We start from the raw sequence: 25509 nt of genomic DNA on the forward strand, positions 1-25509 counted from the left end.
GGGATCTGCTCGGATGCCCAGGGGCGTGCTCCGCCGGCTCGGCGGGCGCGACCGGGAGGAGGGTGCCGCCCTGGTGGTGGTCGTGGGGTCGATGCTCATCCTGGCGATGCTCGCCATGACCGGGCTCGCCTACTCGCTCAACAGCCAGCGGTTCGCGCGTTACGACCAGGACTACTCCGCGGCGATGGTCGCCGCGCAGTCGGGCATCGAGGACTTCATCAGCCGGATGGACCGGGAGCCGACCTACGGCGTGACGCCGGACTGCTCCAACGCGGCCTGGCGCGGACCGTCGACCACCGCGAACTCCTGCGGCTGGACCGCCACCACGCCGGTCGGCTGGGCCCCGGTGACCGCAGGTGCGACATCCACCAAGGACGCCTTCTACCACTACGCGGTGAACGCCACCGACAAGCTGACCCAGGGCACGGTCCTCCTCACGGTGACCGGCAGGGTCAACGGCGTGTACCGGACGGTCCAGGCGACCGTCGGCAAGGGTGGGTCCACCGATTACGTCTACTACACCGACTTCGAGTCCGCGGACCCTTCGAACGTGCAGGCCTACGGGGCGGGCGGCACCGCGACGACGGCCTGCGGCGCGGGCGGCTACGCGAACGCCAAGTACTGGTACAACGGCCGCAAGTCCGCGAACTGCCAGGAAATCACGTTCATCACGGGAGACACGCTCGACGGAGCGGTGTTCAGCAACGACACCGTGCTGTCGGCCGGCGCTACGTTCAAGCAGACCTTCGAGACCGCGCACCCGCTGTGTGCGTCCGCGGGGAGCACGGCCGCGTCCTGGAACACCAGCTGCCTCCGGCAGGACGGCCAGAACAGCAAGGCGAACTTCAGCTACAAGCCGCAGTACGCGCAGCCCAAGTACCTGGACGACAACTCGGCCGCGTTCGCGACGAACCCGGGCTGCCACTACTTCGGGTCGACGCGTGTGATCTTCAGCGCCGACGGCAAGATGACCGTCTGGAACAAGAAGTCGGTCAACGGAGGCAAGGCTCCGGTGGCGATCGCGGCCCCCGGTGGCAGCACACCGAGCTGCGGCACTCTCGACGCCCTTGATTCGACGAACGGCGCCACGGTGCCGGTCCCAGACGAGATGGTGATCTACGCCGCCAACTCGGGGACCGCGAACCGGCAGTGCTACGCGGAGGAGATCGGTGGCAAGTCGGGCGCCACGCTCCCGGTCGGCACCTACGCCGAGACGCACACCTCGGCGCCCACGGCGAGCGGGCAGTCCTACACGTACGACACCAACATGAAGGAGACGACCAAGTTCTGCGGGCAGGGCAACCTGTACGCCGAGGGCGTCCTCAACGGGCGGGTCACGATCTCCGCCGAGCAGTCGGTCGTCGTCACGGGCGACCTCGTCCTCGCGGGCGGCACCGAGAGCGGCGACGACATGCTCGGTCTCGTCGCGACGAACTCGGTCGAGGTGTTCAACCCGCGGCAGGTCACGGTGTCCGCGCAGCAGAAGGACTGCAAGCAGTACTCCGGTAGCGGGTGGAACAAGACCTGCGTCGCCTACAACTACGCGTGGAGCGGTCCCTCGGCCGAGAGCGAGGTCGCGGCGTGGCCGAAGCGCTACGCCGACCCCGGCGTGGGAGCGAACTACCCGGCCAACGGCATCCAGATCGCGGGATCGATCCAGACGCTGCAGCACTCGTTCCTCGTGCAGAAGTACAACGTCGGCGGGAACGCCGGAACCCTGTTCGTCAAGGGCTCGATCGCGCAGCGCTGGCGCGGGATCGTCGGCCAGGGCAGCGGTGCGAGCATGAACGGCTACACGAAGCTCTACATGTACGACAAGCGGCTGCAGTTCAGTCGTCCCCCGTACTTCCCGACGTGGGCCAACTCGCAGTGGTCGCTCCGGTACAGCGGCGAGATCAACACGCCCGCGTCCGTGCGGGGCTGACGGTGCTCGCTCCCGTCGTCGTCCTGTCGGCCCTCGTCGGCCTCGCCGTCGGCTCCTTCCTCAACGTCGTCGTCTGGCGCGTGCCGCGCGGTGAGTCCGTCGCGCACCCGCCCAGCGCCTGCCCGCGGTGCGGCCACGCGATCCGTGCGCGGGACAACGTCCCGGTGCTCTCCTGGCTGCTGCTCCGCGGGCGGTGCCGGGACTGCGGCGAGCCCATCTCGCCGCGGTACCCACTGGTGGAGGCGGCGACGGGGCTCGCGTTCGCGCTCGTCGCGTGGCTCTGCTGGGCGCGGGACGTGCCGTGGCTGCTGCCCGCGCTCGCGTACTTGGCCGCCGTGTCGATCGCGCTCGCGCTGATCGACCTCGACGTCCACCGGCTGCCGGACGCGATCGTGCTGCCGTCGTACCCGGTGGCCCTGGCTCTGCTCGCGCTGGCGAGCTGGAACCCCGGGAGCGAGGCCGACTGGAGCCCGCTGATCCGCGCGCTGATCGCCGGCGCCGCGTTGTTCGTGTTCTACCTGCTGGCGTTCGTCGTCTACCCGCCCGGCATGGGGTTGGGCGACGTCAAGCTCGCCGGCGTGCTCGGCCTCTACCTGGGCTGGCTCGGGTGGGGCCCCGTGCTGATCGGCTGGTTCGCCACCTTCCTGCTGGCGGGCATCTACGCCATCGGGCTGATCCTGGCCGGCCGCGCGAAGCGGGGCTCCGGCATCCCGCTCGGGCCGTGGATGCTCCTCGGCGCCTGGGTCGGCGTCGCCGCCGGCGAATCGCTCTGGGACGCCTATCTGGGTGTCTTCGCCTGAGACACCCGTACCCGGCCTCAAGAAGCGCCGGGCCCGACCGATGTACCACTCAGCGTGCCCCCGGCACGGACGCACCACCTGACGAGGAGACGGCCACGTGGCAAAGACCCGGGTGATCGGGCTCGACATCGGCACCACCGGTGTCCGGGCGGTCGAGGTCGAGTTCGACAACGGCGGCGCCGCCAAGGGCGCGCCGGGCCGCGTGGTGCGCGCCGGCTTCGTGCCGCTGCCCTGGGGCGCGGTGCACGACGGCGAGGTCGCCGAGCCGGCGACGGTGTCCAGCGCGATCAAGCGGCTCTGGGCGGAGCAGAAGTTCTCCTCCAAGGAGGTCGTGGTCGGCGTCGGCAACCAGCGGGTGCTCGTCCGCGAGCTCGACATGCCGGCGCTCCCGCCGGCCCAGCTGCGTGCCGCGCTGCCGTTCCAGGTCGAGGGCCTGATCCCGGTCGCCGTCGGGGACGCCCTGCTCGACTTCTACCCGGTGAGCACGAGCGCCGGTGCCGACGGGCAGCAGCTCCACGGCCTCCTCGTCGCGGCGACCGCCGAGACCGTGCTGGCGAACACGCGTGCCGTCGAGGCGGCGGGCCTGCGTCCGACGATGGTCGACCTGAACGCGTTCGCGGTCGCACGCGTCCAGACGCGGTCGGGCTTCGGTACCGGCGTGGTCGCGTTCGTCGACATCGGCGCGCGGGTCACGAACGTGTCCATCGTCGTCGACGGCCACCCGCGGTTCGTCCGCATCCTGCCGTCCGGCGGTCACGACATCACCGAGGCGCTGTCCAGCACCCTCGACATCCCGCAGCAGGAGGCCGAGCAGGTCAAGCGGGAGATCGGCATCGGCCTCGCCACCGCGCCCGAGGGCCTGCCGGCCAAGCAGATCATCGCGGAGGTGGCGACCGGCCTGGTCGACGCCGTCCGCAACACCCTCGTGTACTACGCGAGCAGCAACCCCGGAGGAGCCGTGCAGCAGATCGTCCTGTCGGGCGGGGGAGCCTTCCTCCCCGGCCTGGGGCAGTACCTGGCGAGCGCCGCCCGTGTGCAGGTCGTCGTCGGCGAGCCGCTGTCGTCGCTGCCGCTAGCCAAGGGCGTCGACCCGCGCTCACTCGGTGCCGACCCCGCCACGTACGTCGTGCCGCTCGGGCTCGCGATGGGGGTGGCGGCATGAGCGTCGTCAGCCCGGCCCGGCGCGCGGACGCGACGCCGGTGACGACCTGGCCCCAGGTCAATCTGCTCCCGTCGGAGGTGACGGCGGGGCGCCGCCTCCAGTCCATCAAGAAGCTGCTCGTGCTCGCGCTGGCGATCGTCGTGCTGCTGGCCGCGTCCGGGTACGCCGGGTCGCTCTGGCTGGCCCGGGCGGCCGCCGCGCAGCTAGACGAGGCCCAGGCGGAGAACGTCACGCTGCAGGCGGAGAAGGCGACCTACGCCGAGGTGCCGCAGACGCTGTCGGCCATCAGCCAGGCCGAGAGCGCCCGCCAGCAGGCGATGGCACCCGAGATCCTCTGGCCGTCGTTCCTCGAGTCGCTGCGTGCGGTCACGCCGACGGGGGTCTCGTACGACGTTCTCACCGTCAACGTCGGAACCCTCGCGCAGCCGTGGACCGGCAGCGGAGACCCGCTCGCGTCGGCGACGAGCATCGGGCAGGTCGCGTTCACCGCGCGGTCGACGACGATCCCGGACACCGCCGCGTGGATCGACGCCATCAACACCGTGAAGGGCATGGACAACCCCTGGTTCTCCAGCGCGACGCTCACGGAGCGCGACGGCAACGTGTTCTACGAGGTGTCGGCGACCGTCGACCTCCTCCCGTCGGCCCTCGCCGGCCGCTTCGAGCCGGAGGCCCAGCAGTGATGCGACAGGTGAGCGCCAAGGCGTGGGTGGGGGGCACGGTCGTCCTGTCGGTCCTGCTCCTCGTGGCCGCGTGGTTCCTGATGATCGACCCGGTCGTCGCCCGCGCGTCCGAGGACTCCGTGGCGGCGGACTCCCAGCGGCAGCAGAACGACCTCCTCGTGCAGGAGATCGCCAAGCTCAAGGAGCAGGCGACGCACCTGGACGAGTTCAAGGCGGAGCTGGCCGTGCTGCGGGCCGAGATGCCGGTGGACACCGATCCCTCGGGTCTCACGCGCGAGCTCAACGACCTCGCGTCCACGGCCGGCGTCACGATCACCGCGCTCCAGCCGAGCGTGGCCGAGGCATTCGTGCCGGCGGTGGCCGCTGACGCGTCCGCAGCCACCACCGACGCCGGCACTGCGACGGAAGGGACGGAGCCCGAGGCCTCGGCCGACGGCTCCACTGACACGACCGCGGCCGCCCCGGCTGCACAGCTGCCCGCAGCGATCGAGGGGTTCTACCAGATCCCGATCGCGATCACGTCGATCGGGTCGTACGAGGGCTCGGTCGCGTTCCTGCAGTCGCTCCAGGAGGGCGCGAGCCGGCTCTACCTGGTCTCGTCCATCTCGGCGACCACCCAGGAGGACCAGGGCGCGGAGAGCGGCCGTCCGGCGACGGTCAAGGGCGACATCGAGCTCTCCATCACGGGCTACGCGTTCGTGCTGCTCGACCCCGCGCTGGTGGCCCCGGACGACAGCGGCGCCACGCTCCCGGTCCCCGACGGGCAGGTCAACCCCTTCCAGCCCGGCCGCTGACCCCGCCCGCACCGCACCACCCCCGCGCCCCGGCCCACGACGTGGACCGGGGCGCGGTCGTGTCCCGGCGACGTGGGAAGATCCCGTCCATGCTCCGTTGGTTGACGTCCGGTGAGTCGCACGGCCCCGCCCTGGTGGGCGTCCTCGAGGGCCTGCCCGCGGGTGTGCAGGTCGAGTCGGCCCACATCCGCGACGCCCTGGCGCGGCGCCGGCTCGGCTACGGCCGCGGCGCGCGCATGAAGTTCGAGCAGGACGAGGTCCGGATCCTCGGCGGCGTGCGGCTGGGCGAGTCGCAGGGCGGCCCGGTCGCGATCGAGATCGGCAACACCGAGTGGCCGAAGTGGGTGGACGTCATGTCGTCCGACCCGGTGGACGACCCCGAGAAGCTGAACCGCGCGCGCAACGCGCCGCTCACGCGCCCCCGCCCCGGGCACGCCGACCTGGTCGGCATGCGGAAGTACGCGTTCGACGACGCCCGCCCGGTGCTGGAGCGCGCCTCGGCGCGGGAGACCGCCGCCCGCGTGGCGCTCGGCACGGTCGCGGCGCGGTTCCTCGAGCAGGCCGCCGGCATCCGGCTCGTGTCGCACGTGGTCGGCATCGGCCCGGTCGCGACCCCGGACGGCGCCGCCCTGCCGACCCCGGACGACGTGGCGGCGCTGGACGCCGACCCGGTGCGCTGCTTCGACGCGCCGACCTCGGCGGCGATGGTCGCGGAGATCGACGAGTGCCACAAGGACGGCGACACGCTCGGCGGCGTCGTCGAGGTGCTGGTCTACGGCCTGCCGTCCGGGCTCGGCTCGTACGTGCACGCGGACCGGCGGCTGGACGCCCGCCTCGCGGGCGCGCTGATGGGCATCCAGGCGATCAAGGGCGTCGAGGTCGGCGACGGCTTCCGCACCGCGACCCGGCGCGGCTCGCAGGCGCACGACGAGATGGAGCGGGACGCCGACGGCGTCATCCGCCGGCGCAGCAACCGCGCGGGCGGCCTCGAGGGCGGCATGACGAACGGCGAGATCCTGCGCGTGCGCGCGGCGATGAAGCCGATCTCCACCGTGCCGCGCGCGCTGGACACGGTCGACACGTCGAGCGCCGAGCCCGCGAAGGCGCAGCACCAGCGCTCCGACGTGTGCGCGGTGCCGCCGGCGGCGGTCGTGGCGGAGGCGATGGTGGCGCTCGTCGTCGCCGACGCGCTGCTGGAGAAGACCGGCGGCGACTCGGTGGGTGAGGTGCGCCGGAACCTCGACGCGTACGTCACGTCCGTCCCCGACCTGCTGCGATGACCGCCCGCCCGCGGGTCGTCCTGGTCGGCCCGCCCGGGTCGGGCAAGTCGACGGTCGCGCACGCGCTGGCCGGCCGCTGGCAGCTCGCGGAGCGGGACACCGACAGCGACGTCGAGGCGGTCGCCGGCAAGCCGGTGACGGACATCTTCGTCGAGGACGGCGAGCCGCGGTTCCGCGAGCTCGAGCACGAGGCGGTCCGGGTCGCGCTGGGCGAGCACGACGGCGTGCTGGCGCTCGGCGGCGGCGCGGTGCTGCACCCGGCGACCCAGGAGGCGCTGGCGGCCTACCGGGAGGCCGGCGGCGTGGTGGTGTTCCTCGACGTCAGCCTGCGGCACGCGGCGCCGCGCGTCGGGTTCAACCAGTCGCGCCCGCTGCTGCTCGGCAACCCCCGGGCGAAGTGGCAGGCGCTGATGACGGAGCGGCGGCCGGTGTACGAGGCGGTCGCGACCGTGGTCGTGTCCACGGACGGCATCACGCCGGCGGCCGTGGCGGAGCGGATCGAGGCGGCGCTGGCCGACCTGCGGGCGGGCGAGCCCGGGGACGACGGCGCGACGGGCGAGGACGGGAGCGGGGCATGAGCACGCGCACGGTGCAGGTCACGGGCGACCAGCCGTACGAGGTGGTGATCGGGCGCAACCTGCTGGGCGAGCTGCCTCGGCTGCTGGGCGACGGCGTGCGCAAGGTGCTGGTCATCCACCCGACGGCGCTGGCGGCGACCGCCGACGCGGTGCGCGAGGACCTGACGGCGCAGGGCTACGAGGCGCTGCTCGCCGAGGTGCCGGACGCCGAGCCGGCCAAGTCGGCGCAGGTCGCGTCGTTCTGCTGGCAGGTGCTCGGGCAGGCCGACTTCACGCGCAGCGACGCGGTGATCGGTCTGGGCGGCGGGGCGACCACCGACCTGGCGGGCTTCGTCGCGTCGACGTGGCTGCGCGGCGTCAAGGTCGTGCACGTCCCGACGACGCTGCTGGCGATGGTCGACGCGGCCGTCGGCGGCAAGACCGGGATCAACACGGTCGAGGGCAAGAACCTGGTCGGCACGTTCTACCCGCCGGCCGGCGTGCTGTGCGACCTCGCGGCGCTGGCGAGCATGCCGAAGCACGACTACGTCGCCGGGCTGGGCGAGGTGGTGAAGTGCGGCTTCATCGCCGACCCGCGGATCCTCGAGCTCGTCGAGGCGCACGGGCCCGAGATCACCGACCCGGAGCGCGCGGCGTCGTCCGAGGTCCTCGCGGAGCTGGTCGAGCGGTCGGTCGCCGTGAAGGCCCGCGTCGTGGGGGAGGACCTCAAGGAGGCCGGCCTGCGCGAGATCCTCAACTACGGACACACGCTGGGCCACGCGATCGAGCACGTCGAGCGGTACTCCTGGCGGCACGGCGCGGCCGTGTCGGTCGGCATGGTGTACGCCGCCGAGCTGGCGCGGCTCGCGGGCCGGCTGGACGAGGCGGTCGTCGCCCGGCACCGGTCGATCCTCACGGGTCTCGGCCTGCCGACGGCGTACCGCGGGGACCGGTGGGACCAGCTGCACGCCGCCATGCGCCGGGACAAGAAGACCCGCGGCGACCTGCTGCGGTTCGTGGTGCTCGACGACGTGGCGCGGCCGTCCCGGCTGGAGGGGCCCGACCCGTCGCTGCTGGTGGCCGCCTACGCGGAGATCTCCGAGGGCGTCGCCCCCGTGCGGGGCATCTCGCTGGGGTAACTGCTACAACCCCTCAGGCTTGTTGCTTCCAGTACAACCCCCAGAGGTTGTACCGGGCCGTACCAGGTCCTAGCCTGGACCCATGTGGACCCTGACGGTGGACCAGGAGGGCAGCCGACGGGTCGGTGACCGCGTCGAGGCGCTGCTCGCCGGGCTGGCCGATGCCTCGCCGCTCGTCGACGCGGCGCCCGGGGCGGTCGTGCTGCCGTTCGAGCGCACGGTCGGCGACGAGGTCCAGGCGGTCCTCGCCGACGCCGACCTCGTCGTCGCGCTGGCCCTGCACCTGGTGCGCACCGGCGGGTGGAGCGTCGGCATCGGCGCGGGCGTCGTGGACACCCCGCTCCCGACGTCGTCCCGCGCCGGGTCCGGCACCGCGTTCATCCACGCGCGCGAGGCCGTCGAGGCGGCGAAGTCGCGGCTGCGCGCCGTGCCGCTGGCCGTGCGCGGCCCGGACCCGGACCTCGCGGCCGAGGCGGAGGGCGTGCTGACGCTCCTGGGCTCCGTCGTCGCGCGGCGCACCGCCGCGGGGTGGTCGGTTGTCGACCTCGTCGCGCGCGGGGCGGGGGAGCCGCCGGCCCGGCAGGAGGACGTCGCCGCCGCGCTCGGCATCAGCCAGCAGGCGGTGAGCGCCCGGCTGCGGGCCGCGCTGTGGGCCGAGGAGGTCGCGGCCCGGCCCGCGGCGGCGCGCCTGCTGCGGCTCGCGGGCGGGTCCGGCCACGATGGGTCCGCCGACGGGGCGCACGACCCCGTCGCCGACGACCCGGAGGAGCGCGCGTGACGACGCTGTGGGGGACCGTGCTGGTCGTGGGCGCGCTGGCGGTCAGCGTCGGCCTCGGCTGGGTCGCCGCGGCGGGCGTGCTGCGGTTGGCGGACCGGGGCGGGCGGCGCTCGCCCGGTGCCGCGCGGCCGACAGTCGCGGCGGACGGGCCGGGTCCCGCGGCGGGTCCGGTCAACGACCACCCGCGCGACTACCGCAAGGGTCGGGTCAACCCGGGCGCGGACGGCGACGCGAACGCCCGCGCGCTCGGCGACGGGCCCGACAGCGACCGCGCCCGCGCGAAGCTGCGCGGCGGCACCTGGATCGGGGTGCTGGAGCGCCTGGCGATCACGGGCACGCTGCTGGCGGGCGAGCCCGGCGGGGTCGCGGTCGTCGTCGCGGTCAAGGGCCTCGGCCGGTACCCGGAGCTGCGCGCGGGCGACGACCCGGCGGTGTCGGAGCGGTTCGTGATCGGCACGCTGGCGTCGCTCGTGTGGGCGGCGGGCATCGGGGTGCTCGGCCGCTGGCTGCTGACGCGCTGACGCGCCGCGTCCTCCTGACACGCCGCCCCTCCTGACGCGGCGCTCCTCCGGGCCCGCCGCGCCGGCGACACGCGGGAGTCACCGCGCCCTGTGCACCCGTCTTCACCCGATCCAGCGGTCCAGTCACGGGCAGCGCTTCCCGATGGGGCACGCATGCGCGGTGACCAGGAGCGGCCGGGGGAGGACCGTGACGTCGCCGCGCGCGACCACCTGGCGATCGGCCTGTTCGTCATGGCGGTCGTCACGGCGCTCGGCGGCATCTGGCCCGCCGACCCGTTCTCGCCGGCCCAGTGGTGGCTCGTGGTGTCGGCCGTCGACGTCGTCCTGTGTGGCCTCCTGCTCGCGCTGCCCGTGCACCAGCGCAGCACACAGGCGGTGGTGATCGTGGGTGTCGTCGTGTCCGCGGTCCTCGTGACCTCCTGCCACACCGCGCAGGGCGTCGTGGTGTTCGCGCTCGGGTTCGTCGTCGCGGGGCAGTTCGCGGCCTACGCCCTCGAGCGGCGGCGCGCGGCGGTGGTCGCCGGGTTCGTGGTCGCCGCGATCGCGCTGTCCGCGACGTTCGCGCCCGCCTCCGTGCACCCGGTGATCGTGGTGGCCGCGAGCACGATGGCGCTGCTGTCGTGCTGGCTGATGGCGCAGCAGTCCGAGCGGCTGCGGCGCCAGGCCCGCACCGACCACCTCACCGGGGCGCTGAACCGCGGCGCGTTCTACGAGCGCGTGGCCGACCTGGTCCCGCGCGCCCTGCGGAGCGGCGCACCGCTGAGCGTGGTGGCGTTCGACATCGACGACTTCAAGGTGGTGAACGCCCGGCACGGCCACCTCGGCGCCGACGACCTCATGGCGGCCCTGTCCGCGGCGTGGCGCGGGGCCCTCCCGCCCCGGGCGATCCTCGGGCGCGTCGGCGGGGACGAGTTCCTCGCGGTGCTCCCGGGGGTCGGCGAGGCCGAGGCCCGGCGCTGGGCATCGTCGGCGGCGAGCGGGCAGGCGCTGTCGTCGAGCGCGGGCGTCGCGACGCTCCGGCCCGAGGACGGCGTGCGCAGCCTGCTCGACCGTGCCGACGCCGACCTGTTCGCCGCGAAGGACGCGCGCCGGACGCTCGCCGGGAACCTCTGACGCCGGGCGCGCGGCTCGGCCGGGCGACGCCCGCGGAGGACCCGGTGCACCGCGCGCCGGAGCCGCGCGGTTGCCGGGCGGTCCCGCGCGCTAGGATGGTCGGCGGCCCAGCCCCGCCCGCGACCCGCGGGAGCGCGTGGCGGCCCCGGCAGACGCACCCAGAACAGGAAGCAGCGACACGTGGCGACGACGAACGACCTGAAGAACGGCACCGTGCTGAGGATCGACGGCCAGCTCTGGACGGTCATCGAGTTCCAGCACGTGAAGCCCGGCAAGGGCGGCGCGTTCGTCCGCACCAAGCTGAAGAACGTCCTCTCGGGCAAGGTCGTCGACCGCACGTTCAACGCCGGCACCAAGGTCGAGACGGCGAACGTCGACAAGCGCGACATGCAGTACCTGTACAAGGACGGCGAGGACTTCGTGTTCATGGACACGGACACCTACGACCAGATCACCGTCCCGGCCGCGACGGTCGGCGACGCCGCGAACTTCATGCTCGAGAGCACCAGCGCGATGGTCGCGACGAACGACGGCGTGCCGCTGTACGTCGAGCTCCCGCCGTCGGTGACCCTCATGGTCACGTACACCGAGCCCGGCCTGCAGGGCGACCGCTCCTCGGCCGGCACCAAGCCCGCGACGCTGGAGACCGGCTACCAGATCCAGGTCCCGCTGTTCCTGGAGTCGGACACCAAGGTCAAGGTCGACACCCGCGACGGCAGCTACCTGGGTCGCGTGAACGACTGAGGTGGGAGCTCGCAACAAGGCCCGCAAGCGGGCCCTCGACGTCCTCTTCGAGGCGGAGCAGCGCCGGCTCGACCCGCTGACCGTGCTCGCGGACCGCATCGCGCAGCCCGGCACCGAGGCGGCCCTGCCGCAGTACTCGGTGGAGCTGGTCGAGGGCGTGCAGGCGCAGCGCGCCCGGATCGACGAGGTCATCGCGACCCACTCGCACGGCTGGACGATCGAGCGGATGCCCGCGGTCGACCGCGAGCTCCTGCGGATCGGCACGTGGGAGATCCTGTTCAACGACGACGTGCCCGACGCGGTCGCCGTGGACGAGGCGGTCGAGCTGGCCCGCAGCCTTTCGACCGACGAGTCCCCGGGCTTCGTCAACGGCCTCCTGGGCCGCCTGGTCGACCTGAAGCCGACCCTGCTGGCCTGACCCGCCGCACCGAAGCCCTCACCCCTCGGGGTGGGGGCTTTGCTGCTTTGTGATCATTTGCACCGTTTGCTTGGAATGTGCCCGCTGTCCGCTACGTCGATGAGTGTTGACGGCGGCCCTCAGGCGTGGTTTGCTCATTCTCAGGAGCGGCGACGCTGGCGCTTCCCGGTGAAAGGTGATCAAAATGAGGTCGAAGGTCGCGTCCGGACTTCTTGCTACTATGCTGGCACTCTCCGGATCTGTTCTCTTCTCGGCTCCGGCTCTCGCGCTCGGTACTGTCAACACGAAATGCACGCACTACGACACCTCCACCGGATTCAGCAGTTCCGGTGCGGGAGGGTTCACCACCAATGCCGGCGTGTGCGGTGAGTCCAAGGTTCGTTTGATGTACCGGACGTACCAGACGTCTCCGCTGTACTACACGGGGTGGACCTATTCCTCCAGCACGGCACTGAGGAACCACCCCGGCAACATCGTGATCGGAGGGAACCACGGTGTCGCGAACCCTGCTGCCGCCTACTCGTCCGCGAAGAACTACAACAGCTGACGGTGCAGGTCCGCAGGCGAGGCATGCGTCTGCAGCTCCCGTGCTCGTGCTGGCGGCGACGCTGGTCGCGTCATGCGCGACGTCGTCACCTCGACCTCACCCGGACCAAGATCTCGGGGGCTCCGTCCACGTGGCCGTCGAAGAGAGCAGTGAGCTGCGTCAAGCCATGGAATCAGAGGTGGACTACGACTCTTACCTCGCAGGGTTCCAGCGCTACGCCTCCTGTCTCGAAGCGGAAGGGCACCGCCCGATCGTGCACGACGCCGATCCGCCGATGATCGACTATTCCGTCCCCGAGTCGGCCGTGTCCTCGGGTGTCGACGAGCGCTGCTACATCCGCGAGTTCGCGCCGCTGGACGCTGCCTGGCAGATCGCCAACGAGGATGGATCGGAATGGGCGGACATGCTCCGCCGGTGCCTCGCTGAAAGTGGTGTGAACCCGGCAGACACGCTTGCCGGAATGGAGGAGCAGCGAGCCGCAGCGGGCATCTCTCCGGAGAGGTGCCTGATTGACTGAGGACCACGGGGAAGCGCGAAAGCGGCGACCGGGACCTGTGGCGGACCACCTGCGCGCATGGGCACCCGTGGTCGCCCTCTGGATCACAGGCGCCGCGGCGCTATGGGGGTTCGCGGCAGCAGCCGCTCAGGGCGAACGACACGCAGTTCTCGAGCCGGGGCCTGAGACGGTCGCGGTCGGCTCACGTCTGGACGACGGGGCGAGAGCGGTCGTCGTGAAGATCGACCGGGCACCGGACTTCGCCGTGCGCGCTCCGATCGACGGGAGACTGACCTGGCGCGGACTCGACGTCGGGGATGCCGTCGAGAACGGCAAGGTGATCGCCGCGATCGACGGCGTGCCCCTCGTCGCGTTCCGATCCGAGGTCGTGCCGTACCGGGACCTCACGCGAGGCGACCGCGGCCCGGACGTGGAGGCGGTGAGTGAGTTCCTGGTGGAGCTCGGCATGCTGGAGCGCGAGCACGCGTCCGATAGCTTCGGGCGATCGCTCGAACGAGCTGTGCGGGCTCACCAGCGAGAACTCGGGGTGGCGGTCGACGGTGTGTTCCGCTCGACCTCGGTCGCCTACGTGTCCCCGGACGCGACAGTGGTCCGTGAGCTCGTGAAAGGGGTAGGCGAGCACGTCGCGGTCGGGGAGTCGTTGGTTGGGCTCGTGAGCCCGGCATCGTCGGTCGACGTCCAGGCGGCTCTCGACGGTGACTCGCTCGCGGCACTGCGCAACTCCGCAGTCACACTGGTCGCAGGGGCCGCTTCCCTCGACCTGGCCGCACTGCCGGTCGCTGCGGCCGAGGTGGAACTGGTGGATCGTTTCGTGACCGACCTGGTCAACCTCGGGGTCCTGGCGCCCACGGACGAAGGTGCGTCCTCCTACGTCGGTGGCGAGCTGCGGCTCACCCAGGCGCGAGCACGGGGAACGGTGCCGACACGTGCCCTCTTCGGAGCGCGGTCCGGAGCGGTGTGCGTGTTCGTCGCACCTGAGAAGGCTGGCGCCGAGCCCCGAGCGCATGTCCTTCCGGACGCGCCCGCAGCGGTGGGAGAAGTCGGGACGACACTCGTCCCCGAGCAGCTGATCGGGGCGGAGGTGGTCGGCGACCCGTACCGCCTGCCGGCGAGAGTGCGCGACGCATGCGAGTAGAAGCTCACGACGTCGAGATCTCGTTTCCCGGGCGCGCGCTCGTCCAGCATCTCGATCTCGTCGTGCCCTCCGGTCAGATCGCGGTGCTGATCGGGCCGTCCGGCAGTGGGAAGTCCACGCTCCTCGCGGCCCTCGCCGGCTTCAGGCCGGTGCAGGCGGGGACCGTCACGTTTCGAGCGGCCGGCCAGGAACCGGTGGCGCCCCAGCCCGACGACGTGGCGTGGGTGCCGCAGGGAATCGGCTGTCTCGCAGCCAGGACAACCCTGGACAACGTCGCCATCTCGGCCCTGAGCCGCGGGCTGCGTCCGGCCGAGTCGAGGCGGATCGCGCGTCGCTGGCTGCACGAGGTCGGACTGGGCGCTCATGCCGAAGAGCCGTGCGGCCGGCTGTCGGGCGGTGAACGCCAGCGCGTCGCTCTCGCGAGAGCGCTCGCCACCGGCAGACCCCTTGTATTCGCGGACGAGCCGACGTCACATCTCGACGCAGAGAACACCGCTGACGTCGTCCGGACTATCCGGGGACTGCAAGGCAGGGCGACGGTGGTCGTCGCGACGCACGATCCACTCGTGATGGAAGTGTCGCCACTGATCTACGACTTGAGAGCGCACACCCGTGAGAGGTGAGAAGTGGGCGAGCGGGGCGCTGTGCCGGGAAGCGCGCCGCAACTGCGCTTCCCGGGGTAGTCGCCTGCGTGCGGTGCCGTGGCTTGCGACATGTGCGGCACTCCTGCTCTGCGCCTACGCTCAGCTCGAGAGCCAGCGGTTCTCGAGCGCCCTCGACGACCGGACGTCCGGCGGTCACTACGTGCTGACCGTCCACTCGGTGGATGCCGACGAACCTGCCGAGATCCGAGTCAGCTCCTGCGAGGCTCTGGTATCCGACCCACGCGTCGAACGGGCAGGGATCCTCCGGGACGGAAGGCTCGTGGCGGTCCCGCAGCTGGGTGCCGATCAGCGGCTCATCGAAGCGAGTACAGGGCTGTTCCCTCAGCTGCTGGAAGCGGACGCGCTCGTCGGTCCGAGGCTGCCCGCTGTGAGCGGCGCACTCATCGTCGACGGCAGGCCGCTCCGCCCGCTCAGACTTGAGGAGCAGCCTCGCGGCGTCGACGTGAACAGCTCTGTGGTCCTTCCCGTCCGCGCGTTTCAGCAGGTGCACTCGGACTGTGTCGTCGTCCTGCGCCCTCTGGTCCGTGTGGATCAGGCGGCTGCTGACCTGATCGCGGGTCTCGATGCGCGTGGCGCTCTGACGGCATCCGGTCCAGGACTGGGAGCGGCAGACCTCGGCGCGCTCTACGTCGAGCGGGGGGAGCGATGGCTCGGCATCGCCGTCGGGGTGCTCGGTGGTCTCGTCTCTGCTCTCATCAACCGGTTCCGAGCGCCGGAGCTCGCGGTCTACCGGCTGTCGGGAACCTCGCGGGTCGACGCTGCCCGCCTCGTCGCGTACGAACAGCTCGTCGCGGCCGGCTTCTTCGTCGCGACCATCAGCGCGTCCGCGTGCCTGCTCGGGCAACGTCTCACCGCTCCGACGGCCCTGCTCTGGTGGGCGTTCGCCGGGGCGGCCGCGTGGTTCATCACCTCCGTCGCGGTTTCACTCCCCGTCGTTCTGCGCAACCCGGTGACGGCAGTACGTGACGACTGAGAGGCACCCCGTCGATTGTCGCCTCGGGACGACACGCGCAACAGCGCCTGGGCCGCGCTGTTCCACGGCGCGTGGTGCGCCTCACGCCGCCCTCGGCGTGGACGCGCAAGGCCGACCCGGGCAGCCGTGTGTAAGGTGCCTGGGAACGAGCATTCCTTTAACACCGTCCCGTGAGGCGGGGAAGGAGCGGCCCGGATGACCTCCGGTACCCCCGTGCCCGACGACTCGAGCGTCGCGGACACAGTCGCAACAGTTGTACTAGGCGAGCAGGACGTGGCCCGCGCGCTGACGCGCATCGCCCACGAGATCCTCGAGCGCAACAAGGGCGGCGACGACCTCGTCGTCCTCGGCATCCCGACCCGCGGCGTCCCGCTGGCGCACCGCCTGGCGGCGCGGCTCGCGGCCGTGGAGCCCGGCCTGGTCGCCGAGGACCTGGTCGGCAGCCTGGACGTCACGATGTACCGCGACGACCTGGCGCAGCACCCCACCCGCAGCATCGGGGCCACGACGGTCCCGGGCGGCGGCATCGACGGCAAGGTCGTCGTGCTGGTGGACGACGTGCTGTACTCCGGCCGCACGATCCGCGCGGCGCTGGACGCCCTCAACGACCTGGGCCGCCCGCGCGCGGTGCAGCTGGCCGCCCTGGTGGACCGCGGGCACCGCGAGCTGCCGATCCGGGCGGACTTCGTCGGCAAGAACCTCCCGACGTCGACGGCGGAGCGCGTGCGCGTGCTGCTCGCCGAGACGGACGGCCGCACCGAGGTCGTCATCGAGAGCGGCACGGACGGGGGCGCCCGATGAGGCACCTGCTGTCCACGGCCGACCTCGACCGCGCCGCCGCGATCCGCGTCCTCGACACGGCCGCCCAGATGGCCGCGACGCAGGGCCGGCAGATCAAGAAGCTGCCGACGCTGCGCGGCCGCACGGTGGTCAACCTGTTCTTCGAGGACTCGACCCGCACGCGCATCTCGTTCGAGACGGCCGCCAAGCGGCTGAGCGCGGACGTCATCAACTTCTCGGCCAAGGGGTCGAGCGTGTCCAAGGGCGAGTCGCTCAAGGACACCGCGCTGACCCTGCAGGCGATGGGCGCGGACGCGATCGTCATCCGGCACCAGGCCAGCGGCGCGCCGCACACGCTCGCGCACGCCGGCTGGACCGAGGCCGCGGTGGTCAACGCCGGCGACGGGATGCACCAGCACCCGACGCAGGCGCTGCTCGACGCGTTCACGATCCGCCGGCACCTGACGGGCAGCGCCACCAACCCCGACGGCGTCGGCCACGACCTCGCCGGCCTGCACGTGGCGGTCGTCGGCGACGTCCTGCACAGCCGGGTCGCCCGGTCGAACGTCGACCTGCTGCACACCCTCGGGGCCAGGGTCACGCTCGTGGCCCCGCCCACGCTGCTGCCCGTCGGCGTCGGCCCCTGGCCGGCCGAGGTGTCCTACCGGCTGGACGACGTCCTCGCCCAGGGCCCCGACGCGGTGATGATGCTGCGCGTGCAGCGCGAGCGGATGTCGACGGCGGGCGGCGGGTTCTTCCCGAGCCCGCTGGAGTACACCCGGCTGTACGGCCTGGACGCGCGCCGCCTCGCCACGCTGCCGGACCGCAGCATCGTGCTGCACCCCGGGCCGATGAACCGCGGGCTGGAGATCTCCGCGGACGCGGCGGACTCCCCGCGGGCCGTGATCGTCGAGCAGGTCGCGAACGGCGTGGCCGTGCGCATGGCGGTGCTCTACCTGCTGCTCGCGGGCGACGGCGACACCGCCGGCGCGGCCCCCGCGACCGGCGCCGTCCCCGCCCTGACCAGCACCCCCGCCGCCACCGCCGCGCCCACCACCACCGCCGGAGCCACCGCATGACCGCGCAGTACCTGCTCAAGGACGTCCGCATCCTCGGCGGCGACCCCACCGACGTCCTGGTCGCCGGCGGCCTGGTCGCGGCGATCGGCCCCGAGGCCGGCGACGCGGCCGAGAACGCGCCCGACGACCTCGACGTCATCGACGCGACCGGCATGGTGCTGCTGCCCGGCCTGGTCGACCTGCACACCCACCTGCGCGAGCCCGGCCGGGAGGACGCCGAGACGATCGCGTCCGGCACCCGCGCCGCAGCGGCCGGTGGCTTCACCGCGGTGCACGCGATGGCCAACACCACGCCGACGCAGGACACCGCGGGCGTCGTCGAGCAGGTCTGGCGCCTCGGCGCCCAGGCCGGCTGGACCGACGTGCACCCGGTCGGCGCGGTCAGCGTGGGCCTGGCGGGGGAGCACCTCGCCGAGCTCGGCGCCATGGCCGACTCCGCGGCGCGCGTCCGGGTGTTCAGCGACGACGGCAAGTGCGTGCACGACCCGGTGCTGATGCGCCGCGCGCTGGAGTACGTGAAGGCGTTCGACGGCGTGATCGCCCAGCACGCGCAGGAGCCGCGGCTCACCGAGGGCGCCCAGATGCACGAGGGCGTCGTCTCCGCCGAGATCGGCCTCGCCGGCTGGCCCGCCGTCGCGGAGGAGGCGATCATCGCCCGCGACGTGCTGCTGGCCGAGCACGTCGGGTCCCGGCTGCACGTGTGCCACCTGTCGACGGCGGGTTCGGTGGAGATCATCCGCTGGGCCAAGTCGCGGGGGATCGACGTCACCGCCGAGGTCACCCCGCACCACCTGGTCCTGACGGACGAGGAGGCCCGCGGCTACGACCCGGTGTTCAAGGTGAACCCGCCGCTGCGCACGCAGGCCGACGTCGACGCGGTCCGGGAGGGCCTGGCCGACGGCACGATCGACATCGTGGCCACGGACCACGCCCCGCACACCCGCGAGGACAAGGACTGCGAGTGGGCGGCGGCCGCGTTCGGCATGACCGGCCTGGAGACCGCGCTGTCGGTGGTCCAGCAGACGATGGTCGACACCGGCCGGATGACCTGGGCCGACGTGGCGCGGGTGCTGTCGACCAACCCGGCGCGGATCGGCCGGGTCGAGGGCCACGGCCGCCCGATCGCCGTGGGGGAGCCGGCCAACCTCGTGCTGGTCGACCCCGAGCAGCGCCGGGTGGTCGAGCCCGAGCGGCAGGCCACCGCGTCGGCGAACTCGCCGCTGCGCGGCCGGGAGCTGCCGGGCCGGGTCGTGGCGACGTTCCTGCGCGGCCGGGCCACGGTGCTCGACGGCGTGCCGCAGGACGACCCCGCCGACCCGCGGTTCGCCGCCGGGCGGGTGACGCCCTGATGCCACCCTGGCTGTCCGTGACGATCCTTGTCGTGCTCGGAGCGGCGCTGCTGCTCGGCATGGCGAAGGGCTGGCGCCGGCTGCGGCGCGGCCCGAGCGAGGTCCCCGCGCCCCCGGCGGTCCCCGCCGACGAGGCCCTCGGCGACGCGCGCACCGAGCCGCTCGACGCCACCTACGTCTCCACCACCCGCGCCGGCGACTGGCTGGACCGCGTCGGGGCGCACGGCCTCGGCGTCCGCTCGGCCGCCACCGTGCGGGTCCACGACCACGGCGTGGTGGTGCGACGACGAGGGGCGCCGGACGTGTTCGTCCCGCGCGCGGCGCTGCGTGCGGTGGGCACCTCCGGCGGCATGGCCGGCAAGGTCGTCGGCGGCGAGGGGCTGGTCGTGCTGACCTGGGTCCCCAGCCCGGACGACGACCCCCGCGGCCTCGACACCGGCCTGCGCCTGCGGCACCGCCAGGAGGCGGACACCCTGCGCGCGGCCACCCAGACACTCATCGGATCGACACCCGCCGCAGGCGGGTCCAAGGAGAGCTCATGACGGACGCACTGCTGGTCCTCGAGGACGGGCGGACGTTCGCCGGCGAGGCCTACGGGGCCACCGGCACCACCTGGGGCGAGATCGTCTTCAACACCGGCATGACCGGGTACCAGGAGACGCTGACCGACCCCAGCTACCACCGCCAGATCGTCGTGATGACCGCGCCGCACATCGGCAACACCGGCGTCAACGACGAGGACCCCGAGTCGGGCCGGATCTGGGTCTCCGGCTACGTCGTGCGGGACCCCGCGCGCCGCGCGTCCAACTGGCGCAGCGACCGCAGCCTGGACGAGGAGCTGGCGGCGCAGGGCGTCGTCGGCATCTCCGGCATCGACACCCGCGCCCTGACCCGGCACCTGCGCGAGCGCGGCGTGATGCGCGCCGCGATCGTGTCCGGCGACGCGCTGCTGGACGCCGCCGGCCGCCGGCGCGCGGCCGAGGACCTGGTCGCCGAGGTGCAGGACCGCCCGCAGATGGCGGGCGCCGACCTGGCCGGCGAGGTCTCCACCGACACCGCCTACGTGGTCAGGGCCCTCGGCCCCGACGGCGCGCCCCTCGCGGAGCCCGTCGCCCGCGTCGCCGCCGTCGACCTCGGCATCAAGTCGATGACCCCGAACCGGATGGCGGAGCGCGGCATCGAGGTGCACGTGCTCCCGGCGCAGTCGACCATCGACGACGTCCTCGCCACGGCGCCCGACGGCGTGTTCTTCTCCAACGGCCCCGGCGACCCGTCCGCCGCGACCCACGAGGTCGAGCTGCTCCGCGAGGTGCTGGACCGCAAGATCCCGTTCTTCGGCATCTGCTACGGCAACCAGCTGCTCGGGCGGGCGCTCGGCTACGGCACCTACAAGCTCGGCTACGGGCACCGCGGCGTGAACCAGCCGGTGCTCGACCGCGCCACGGGCCGCGTCGAGATCACCGCGCACAACCACGGCTTCGCGGTCGACGCGCCGCTGGACGAGGTGTCCGTCGCCCCGCACGACGGCGGGCGGTACGGCCGCGTGACCGTCTCGCACGTCGACCTCAACGACGACGTCGTCGAGGGCCTGGCCGCCCTCGACCTGCCGGCGTTCTCGGTGCAGTACCACCCCGAGGCCGCCGCGGGTCCGCACGACGCCGCCTACCTGTTCGACCGGTTCCTGGACCTCATGCGCGACCCGTCCGCGGGCGCCGCTGCAGCCGGCCAGGCCACCGACGTCACCGACTCCCCGAAGGGCGCCTGATGCCTCGCCGCACCGACATCCACTCCGTCCTCGTCATCGGCTCCGGCCCGATCGTCATCGGCCAGGCCGCGGAGTTCGACTACTCCGGCACCCAGGCCTGCCGCGTGCTGAAGGAGGAGGGCCTGCGGGTCGTCCTCGTGAACTCCAACCCCGCCACGATCATGACCGACCCGGAGTTCGCCGACGCGACCTACGTCGAGCCGATCACCACCGAGGTGCTCACCTCGATCATCGCCAAGGAGCGCCCGGACGCGATCCTGCCGACGCTGGGCGGCCAGACCGCGCTCAACGCGGCGATCGCGCTGGACGAGGCCGGCGTGCTCGAGGAGTACGGCGTCGAGCTGATCGGCGCCAACATCCCCGCCATCCAGAAGGGCGAGGACCGCGAGCAGTTCAAGCAGGTCGTCGAGGTCTGCGGCGGCGAGTCCGCGCGCTCGGCGATCATCCACACGATCGACGAGGCGCTGGTCGCGGTCGAGGACCTCGGCTACCCGGTCGTCGTCCGCCCGTCGTTCACCATGGGCGGCCTGGGCTCCGGCATCGCCTACGACGAGGCCGACCTGCGCCGGATCGTCGGCCAGGGCCTGCACTACTCGCCGACCACCGAGGTGCTCCTGGAGGAGTCGATCCTCGGCTGGAAGGAGTACGAGCTCGAGCTCATGCGCGACAAGGCGGACAACGTCGTGGTCGTCTGCTCGATCGAGAACGTCGACCCGGTCGGCGTGCACACCGGCGACTCGGTCACGGTCGCCCCGGCGCTCACGCTGACCGACCGGGAGTACCAGCGGCTGCGGGACATCGGCATCGCGGTCATCCGCGAGGTCGGCGTCGACACGGGCGGCTGCAACATCCAGTTCGCGGTGAACCCCGACACCGGCCGGATCATCGTCATCGAGATGAACCCGCGGGTGTCCCGGTCCTCGGCGCTGGCGTCGAAGGCCACCGGCTTCCCGATCGCGAAGATCGCGGCGCGCCTGGCCGTCGGCTACACGCTGGACGAGATCCCCAACGACATCACCGGCTCCACCCCGGCGTCCTTCGAGCCCACGCTCGACTACGTCGTCGTCAAGGTGCCGCGGTTCGCGTTCGAGAAGTTCCCGGCCGCCGACCCGACGCTGACCACCACGATGAAGTCCGTCGGCGAGGCCATGGCGCTCGGCCGCAACTTCACCGAGGCGCTCGGCAAGGCCATGCGGTCCATCGACCGCAAGGGCACGACGTTCCACTGGGACGGCGAGGCGCTCACCGGCGAGGCGCTGGACGCCCTGGTCGCGACCATCTCCCGCCCGACCGAGCACCGCCTGGTCGACGTGCAGCAGGTGCTCCGCGCCGGCGTGTCCGTGGACGAGGTGTACGCCCGCACCGGCATCGACCCGTGGTTCCTCGACCAGCTGCAGCTGATCAACGAGGTCGCCGCGGAGACCGCCGCCGCGCCGGAGCTGACCGCCGCGGTCCTGCGCCGCGCCAAGCGGCACGGCCTGTCCGACGTCCAGGTCGCGTCGGTGCGGGGCGTGAGCGAGGACGTGGCCCGCGAGGTGCGGCAGGCGCTCGGCGTCCGCCCGGTCTACAAGACCGTCGACACGTGCGCCGCCGAGTTCGCGGCCCGCACGCCGTACCACTACTCGTCCTACGACGAGGAGACCGAGGTCGCCCCGCGCGAGCGCCCCGCGGTGCTCATCCTCGGCTCGGGCCCGAACCGCATCGGCCAGGGCATCGAGTTCGACTACTCGTGCGTGCACGCGACGCTGGCGCTCAAGGGCGAGTTCGAGACCGTCATGGTCAACTGCAACCCCGAGACCGTGTCGACCGACTACGACACCGCGGACCGGCTGTACTTCGAGCCGCTGACCTTCGAGGACGTCCTCGAGGTCTACGAGGCGGAGAAGGCGGCCGGCCCGGTCGCCGGCATCATCGTGCAGCTCGGCGGCCAGACCCCGCTGTCGCTCGCGCAGCGCCTGGAGGACGCGGGCCTGCCGATCCTCGGCACCCCGCCGGCCGCCATCGACGCCGCCGAGGACCGCGGCGCGTTCGGCGCCGTGCTCGCCGCCGCGGGCCTGCCCGCGCCGGCGTTCGGCACCGCCACCACGCTGCCGGTCGCGCGGGAGACCGCCGCCCGGATCGGCTACCCGGTGCTCGTGCGCCCGTCGTACGTGCTCGGCGGCCGCGGCATGGAGATCGTCTACTCCGACGAGCAGCTGACCGAGTACGTCGAGCGCGCGCTGGCCGAGGCCACCGCCCGCGGCGGCGCGCTGCCCCCGCTGCTGATCGACCGGTTCCTGGACGACGCCATCGAGATCGACGTCGACGCGCTGTACGACGGCACCGAGCTGTTCCTCGGCGGCGTCATGGAGCACATCGAGGAGGCCGGCATCCACTCCGGCGACTCGGCCTGCGTGCTGCCGCCGGTGTCGCTCTCGGAGTCCGAGCTGCAGCGGATCAAGGTGTCGACCGAGGCCATCGCGGCCGGCGTCGGGGTCCGCGGCCTGCTCAACATCCAGTTCGCGCTGGTGTCCGACGTGCTCTACGTCCTGGAGGCGAACCCGCGCGCGTCCCGCACCGTTCCGTTCGTGTCCAAGGCGACCGGCGTCCCGCTGGCCAAGGCCGCCGCGCTGGTGATGACCGGCAAGTCGATCGCGGACCTGCGCGCCACGGGCGTGCTGCCGGCCGACGACGCGGGCGTCATCGACCTGGACGCGCCGATCGCCGTCAAGGAGGCCGTGCTGCCGTTCAAGCGGTTCCGCACCGGCGACGGCACCGTGGTCGACACGGTGCTCGGCCCGGAGATGCGGTCCACCGGCGAGGTCATGGGCTTCGACACCGACTTCCCGACGGCGTTCGCCAAGTCGCAGTCGGCGGCGTTCGGCGGCCTGCCGACGTCCGGCCGGGCGTTCATCTCGGTCGCCGACCGGGACAAGCGCTCGATCGTGTTCCCGGTGAAGCGGCTGCAGGAGCTCGGCTTCGAGATCCTGGCGACCGACGGGACGGCCGCGGTGCTCAAGCGCAACGGCATCGCCTCGACCGTCGTGCGGAAGTTCTCCTCCGGCCGCGGCCCGGCGGGGGAGCCGACGATCGTCGACCTCATCTCGGCCGGCGAGGTCGACATCGTCGTGAACACCCCCTCGGGCCAGGGCGCGCGCGCCGACGGCTACGAGATCCGCGCGGCCACCACCGCGGCGGACAAGGCGATCGTCACGACCGTGCAGCAGCTCGGCGCCGCGGTGCAGGGCATCGAGGCGGCGCTGGCGGGGCCGTTCGGCGTGGCGAGCCTGCAGGAGCACGACGCGGCGACGGCTGCCCGGCGCGCCGCCGTGGCCGCGGGCGCGTCGGTCGCGGGTGGCGCCGGGGTCGTCGCGTGAGGCCGTTCGGCGCGCGCCTCGCGGCCGCGATGACCGAGCACGGCCCGCTCTGCGTGGGCATCGACCCGCACGCGTCCCTGCTGGACGCGTGGGGGCTGCCGGACAGCGCCGAGGGCGTGCGCCGGTTCGCGCTGACCGTCATGGAGGCGGTGGGCGGCCGCGTCGCGGCCGTCAAGCCGCAGGCCGCGTTCTTCGAGCGGCACGGCTCCGCGGGCGTCGCGGCGCTCGAGGAGGTCGTGGCCGCGGGCCGGGACACCGGGACGCTGGTCGTGGTCGACGCCAAGCGCGGCGACATCGGCTCGACGATGGGTGCCTACGCGGACGCGTTCCTCCGGGACGGCTCCCCGCTGGCGGGCGACGCGCTGACCGTGTCGCCGTACCTGGGCTTCGGCTCGCTCGCACCCGCCGTGGACCTGGCGCTGGCCACCGGTCGGGGGCTGTTCGTGCTCGCGCTCACCTCGAACCCCGAGGGGCCGGAGGTGCAGCACGCGCGGGGCGCCGACGGCGTGGCCGTGGCGGACCGGGTGGCCCGCTCGGCCGCGGCGTCGAACGCGGCGGAGCTCGCGGACGGCGGCGTGGCGGCGGGGGAGGCGCTGGGCTCGATCGGCCTGGTCGTCGGCGCCACCGTCGGCGACGCGGCCGCACGGCTGGGCGTCGACCTGGCCGCCGTGCGCGGGCCGCTGCTGGCCCCCGGCGTGGGGGCGCAGGGCGCGGGTCCCGCGGAGCTCGCCGCGGTGTTCGGCGACGCGCGGTCGGCCGTGCTCGCGTCGTCCTCGCGCGGCGTGCTGGCCGCCGGACCGGGTGTCGGCGCCCTGCGGGACGCCGCCCGCGCGGCCGCCGACGCGGCGGGAGCCGCCCTGCGCTGACGCGCGCGCCCGCGCCCCGGACCCGTTGCCCCGAGCGACGGGTCCGGGGCGTCTTCGACGCGACACGCTGCCGGGACGTGCCGGTTCGCCCTTCCCGTGCCATCCTCGGGAGATGGACCCCAGGGCCGGGTGCGACGTCGCACCGGGTACCCCGGGGATCACGCACGATCCATGTCCTGCCTCCTGACAGTGATGAGAAGGTGACTCACGTGGCACTTCCGACTCTCACCCCCGAGCAGCGCGCAGCGGCGCTCGAGAAGGCGGCCGCAGCCCGCCAGGCCCGCGCGGAGGTCAAGAACCGGCTGAAGTACTCGCAGGGCTCGCTGTCCGAGGTGATCGCCCAGGGCCAGAAGGACGAGACCATCGGCAAGCTCAAGGTGCTCGCCCTGCTCGAGTCCCTCCCGGGAGTGGGTAAGGTCAAGGCACGCCAGATCATCTCCGAGATCGGGATCTCGGAGACGCGCCGCGTGCGTGGCCTCGGCCCGCACCAGGTGAAGGCGCTCGTCGACCGGTTCGGGTGACCGGCGGCGCCGCAGACGCCGGCCCCCGGGCCGCACAACTCCA

General features: G+C 72.9%; 26 protein-coding genes. All 26 read left to right on the forward strand.

Features of this window, described 5'->3' with window-relative positions; translation table 11 throughout:
- The first annotated feature begins 13 nt into the window (after positions 1-13).
- Positions 14-1924, forward strand: a complete 1911-nt coding sequence (locus KVT14_RS08660) for a hypothetical protein (RefSeq protein WP_217615289.1) — start codon at positions 14-16, stop codon at positions 1922-1924.
- A 2-nt stretch (positions 1925-1926) separates the two neighbouring features.
- The gene (locus KVT14_RS08665; protein ID WP_217615290.1) at positions 1927-2724 is read left to right on the forward strand and encodes an A24 family peptidase; all 798 of its coding nucleotides are present in this window, start codon (positions 1927-1929) and stop codon (positions 2722-2724) included.
- Between the two features lie 97 nt (positions 2725-2821).
- Entirely contained in the window at positions 2822-3886 is a 1065-nt protein-coding gene (gene pilM / locus KVT14_RS08670) for a type IV pilus assembly protein PilM (RefSeq protein WP_308160978.1), read from the forward strand.
- The gene (locus tag KVT14_RS08675) at positions 3883-4569 is read left to right on the forward strand and encodes a PilN domain-containing protein (protein WP_217615291.1); all 687 of its coding nucleotides are present in this window, start codon (positions 3883-3885) and stop codon (positions 4567-4569) included. The genes pilM and KVT14_RS08675 overlap by 4 nt, the downstream gene beginning before the upstream one ends.
- Positions 4569-5363 carry a type 4a pilus biogenesis protein PilO gene (locus KVT14_RS08680; RefSeq protein WP_217615292.1) on the forward strand — a complete coding sequence of 265 codons (795 nt, stop codon included), beginning with the start codon at positions 4569-4571 and terminating at the stop codon, positions 5361-5363. The genes KVT14_RS08675 and KVT14_RS08680 overlap by 1 nt, the downstream gene beginning before the upstream one ends.
- 89 nt (positions 5364-5452) lie before the next feature.
- A complete protein-coding gene (aroC, locus tag KVT14_RS08685; protein ID WP_217615293.1) occupies positions 5453-6643 on the forward strand; it encodes a chorismate synthase in 1191 nt (396 codons plus the stop codon).
- A complete protein-coding gene (locus tag KVT14_RS08690; protein WP_217615294.1) occupies positions 6640-7221 on the forward strand; it encodes a shikimate kinase in 582 nt (193 codons plus the stop codon). Before aroC ends, KVT14_RS08690 begins: the two co-directional genes overlap by 4 nt.
- Positions 7218-8339 (forward strand): 3-dehydroquinate synthase, encoded by a 1122-nt coding sequence (aroB, locus tag KVT14_RS08695; protein WP_217615295.1) that lies wholly within the window; start codon positions 7218-7220, stop codon positions 8337-8339. Before KVT14_RS08690 ends, aroB begins: the two co-directional genes overlap by 4 nt.
- Before the next feature lie 82 nt (positions 8340-8421).
- Positions 8422-9117: a SatD family protein gene (locus KVT14_RS08700; RefSeq protein ID WP_217615296.1), complete on the forward strand. Its 696-nt coding sequence runs from the start codon at positions 8422-8424 to the stop codon at positions 9115-9117.
- The gene (locus KVT14_RS08705) at positions 9114-9638 is read left to right on the forward strand and encodes a hypothetical protein (RefSeq protein ID WP_308160979.1); all 525 of its coding nucleotides are present in this window, start codon (positions 9114-9116) and stop codon (positions 9636-9638) included. Before KVT14_RS08700 ends, KVT14_RS08705 begins: the two co-directional genes overlap by 4 nt.
- A gap of 153 nt (positions 9639-9791) precedes the next feature.
- Positions 9792-10751 carry a GGDEF domain-containing protein gene (locus KVT14_RS08710; protein ID WP_217615297.1) on the forward strand — a complete coding sequence of 320 codons (960 nt, stop codon included), beginning with the start codon at positions 9792-9794 and terminating at the stop codon, positions 10749-10751.
- Positions 10752-10931: 180 nt separating this feature from the next.
- Complete coding sequence (gene efp, locus KVT14_RS08715; protein WP_147793617.1) at positions 10932-11495, forward strand: elongation factor P; 564 nt, start codon at positions 10932-10934, stop codon at positions 11493-11495.
- A 1-nt stretch (position 11496) separates the two neighbouring features.
- Positions 11497-11913 (forward strand): transcription antitermination factor NusB, encoded by a 417-nt coding sequence (nusB, locus tag KVT14_RS08720; protein WP_217615298.1) that lies wholly within the window; start codon positions 11497-11499, stop codon positions 11911-11913.
- 184 nt (positions 11914-12097) lie between these two features.
- Positions 12098-12460, forward strand: a complete 363-nt coding sequence (locus KVT14_RS08725) for a hypothetical protein (protein ID WP_217615299.1) — start codon at positions 12098-12100, stop codon at positions 12458-12460.
- 40 nt (positions 12461-12500) lie between these two features.
- Positions 12501-12977 (forward strand): hypothetical protein, encoded by a 477-nt coding sequence (locus KVT14_RS08730; RefSeq protein WP_217615300.1) that lies wholly within the window; start codon positions 12501-12503, stop codon positions 12975-12977.
- A 214-nt stretch (positions 12978-13191) separates the two neighbouring features.
- Positions 13192-14112, forward strand: coding sequence for a peptidoglycan-binding protein (locus KVT14_RS22955; RefSeq protein ID WP_217615301.1), 921 nt, complete (start codon positions 13192-13194; stop codon positions 14110-14112).
- Positions 14103-14735: an ABC transporter ATP-binding protein gene (locus KVT14_RS08740; protein WP_217615302.1), complete on the forward strand. Its 633-nt coding sequence runs from the start codon at positions 14103-14105 to the stop codon at positions 14733-14735. Before KVT14_RS22955 ends, KVT14_RS08740 begins: the two co-directional genes overlap by 10 nt.
- Positions 14736-14808: 73 nt before the next feature.
- Positions 14809-15750, forward strand: a complete 942-nt coding sequence (locus KVT14_RS08745; RefSeq protein ID WP_217615303.1) for a hypothetical protein — start codon at positions 14809-14811, stop codon at positions 15748-15750.
- Positions 15751-15945: 195 nt separating this feature from the next.
- Positions 15946-16551 carry a bifunctional pyr operon transcriptional regulator/uracil phosphoribosyltransferase PyrR gene (gene pyrR / locus KVT14_RS08750; protein ID WP_217615304.1) on the forward strand — a complete coding sequence of 202 codons (606 nt, stop codon included), beginning with the start codon at positions 15946-15948 and terminating at the stop codon, positions 16549-16551.
- Entirely contained in the window at positions 16548-17609 is a 1062-nt protein-coding gene (locus tag KVT14_RS08755; RefSeq protein WP_217615305.1) for an aspartate carbamoyltransferase catalytic subunit, read from the forward strand. The genes pyrR and KVT14_RS08755 overlap by 4 nt, the downstream gene beginning before the upstream one ends.
- Positions 17606-18958 (forward strand): dihydroorotase, encoded by a 1353-nt coding sequence (locus tag KVT14_RS08760; protein WP_217615306.1) that lies wholly within the window; start codon positions 17606-17608, stop codon positions 18956-18958. The genes KVT14_RS08755 and KVT14_RS08760 overlap by 4 nt, the downstream gene beginning before the upstream one ends.
- 17 nt (positions 18959-18975) lie before the next feature.
- Positions 18976-19500 carry a hypothetical protein gene (locus KVT14_RS08765; protein WP_308160980.1) on the forward strand — a complete coding sequence of 175 codons (525 nt, stop codon included), beginning with the start codon at positions 18976-18978 and terminating at the stop codon, positions 19498-19500.
- A complete protein-coding gene (gene carA / locus KVT14_RS08770) occupies positions 19497-20723 on the forward strand; it encodes a glutamine-hydrolyzing carbamoyl-phosphate synthase small subunit (protein ID WP_217615307.1) in 1227 nt (408 codons plus the stop codon). Before KVT14_RS08765 ends, carA begins: the two co-directional genes overlap by 4 nt.
- Positions 20723-24079: a carbamoyl-phosphate synthase large subunit gene (gene carB / locus KVT14_RS08775; RefSeq protein WP_217615308.1), complete on the forward strand. Its 3357-nt coding sequence runs from the start codon at positions 20723-20725 to the stop codon at positions 24077-24079. Before carA ends, carB begins: the two co-directional genes overlap by 1 nt.
- A gap of 29 nt (positions 24080-24108) precedes the next feature.
- The gene (pyrF, locus tag KVT14_RS08780; RefSeq protein ID WP_217615332.1) at positions 24109-24945 is read left to right on the forward strand and encodes an orotidine-5'-phosphate decarboxylase; all 837 of its coding nucleotides are present in this window, start codon (positions 24109-24111) and stop codon (positions 24943-24945) included.
- Positions 24946-25154: 209 nt separating this feature from the next.
- Positions 25155-25466 (forward strand): integration host factor, actinobacterial type, encoded by a 312-nt coding sequence (gene mihF / locus KVT14_RS08785; RefSeq protein WP_166937670.1) that lies wholly within the window; start codon positions 25155-25157, stop codon positions 25464-25466.
- Positions 25467-25509: the final 43 nt, after the last annotated feature.

Source organism: Cellulomonas sp. GbtcB1 (assembly GCF_019091725.1).
Classification (GTDB): Bacteria; Actinomycetota; Actinomycetes; order Actinomycetales; family Cellulomonadaceae; genus Cellulomonas.